Here is a 1248-nt window from a genome sequence, read left to right on the forward strand (position 1 = left end):
AATGGTCCTGCTGTAACCGGCGTCACATTAGTGTTTGCTGTTGTTACCGCTGATCCGTTTAAGGTATCATTTGATGTTACATCTCCAACCGTTACAGCTGCAGCTCCTGAAATCTGTGTGCTGTAAGTGTTGTCCGTGTTAGCGATCAAACCGTTCACTACTACAACCGTTGCTGTAGCTGTTTTACAGTTTGATGGTGATGAACCTTCTTCGCAGATTGTGTAAGTAATCGTATAAGTTCCTGATGCAGTATTCGCTGCAAGGGTTAATACTCCGTCTGCATCAATGCTTAATGGTCCTGCTGTAACCGGCGTCACATTAGTGTTTGCTGTTGTTACCGCTGATCCGTTTAAGGTATCATTTGATGTTACATCTCCAACCGTTACAGCTGCTGAACCTGAGGTCTGTGTGCTGTAAGTATTGTCTGTGTTGGCGCATAGTATAGAATTAATTACTGCAGCTGATGAAGCAGCTGAAGTACATCCGTTAGCCGTAGCTGTTACTGTATAGCTTCCTGCCGGAGCTGTAATCGTGTTTCCTGACTGGGTAACGCCTGTTGAAGGGCTTACCGTATAAGTATTAGAAGCACTGTAGTTTGAAATTGTAAAACTTCCTGTTACTGTTGAACATGTCGGCTGAGTTACAGCGCTTAATGTTGGAACTGCAGGAGTTGCAGGCTGTGCGTTGATAACCGCAGCTGATGAAGCAGCCGAAGTACATCCGTTAGCCGTAGCTGTTACTGTATAACTTCCTGCCGGAGCTGTAATCGTGTTTCCTGACTGGGTAACTCCTGTTGAAGGGCTTACCGCATAAATATTAGAAGCACTGTAGTTTGATATTGTAAAACTTCCTGCTGCTGTTGAACATGTCGGCTGAGTAACAGCGCTTAATGTTGGAACTGCAGGAGTTGCAGGCTGAGCGTTGATAACCGCAGCTGATGAAGCAGCTGAAGTACATCCATTAGCCGTTGCTGTAACTGTATAGCTTCCTGCCGGAGCTGTAATCGTGTTTCCTGACTGGGTAACTCCTGTTGAAGGGCTTACCGCATAAGTATTAGAAGCACTGTAGTTTGAAATGGTAAAACTTCCTGTTGCTGTTGAACATGTCGGCTGGGTTACAGCGCTTAATGTCGGAACTGCAGGAGTTGCAGGCTGAGCGTTGATAACCGCAGCTGATGAAGCAGCTGAAGTACATCCGTTAGCTGTAGCCGTTACTGTATAGCTTCCTGCCGGAGCTGTAATCGTGTTT

General features: G+C 45.9%; 1 pseudogene. It reads right to left on the bottom strand.

Going from position 1 to position 1248, the window contains the following annotated elements:
• A pseudogene (locus FLAPXU55_RS00115) lies at positions 1–1248 on the bottom strand (hypothetical protein); the annotation flags it as partial.

The organism is Flavobacterium panici (assembly GCF_903819335.1).
Lineage (GTDB): Bacteria > Bacteroidota > Bacteroidia > Flavobacteriales > Flavobacteriaceae > Flavobacterium > Flavobacterium panici.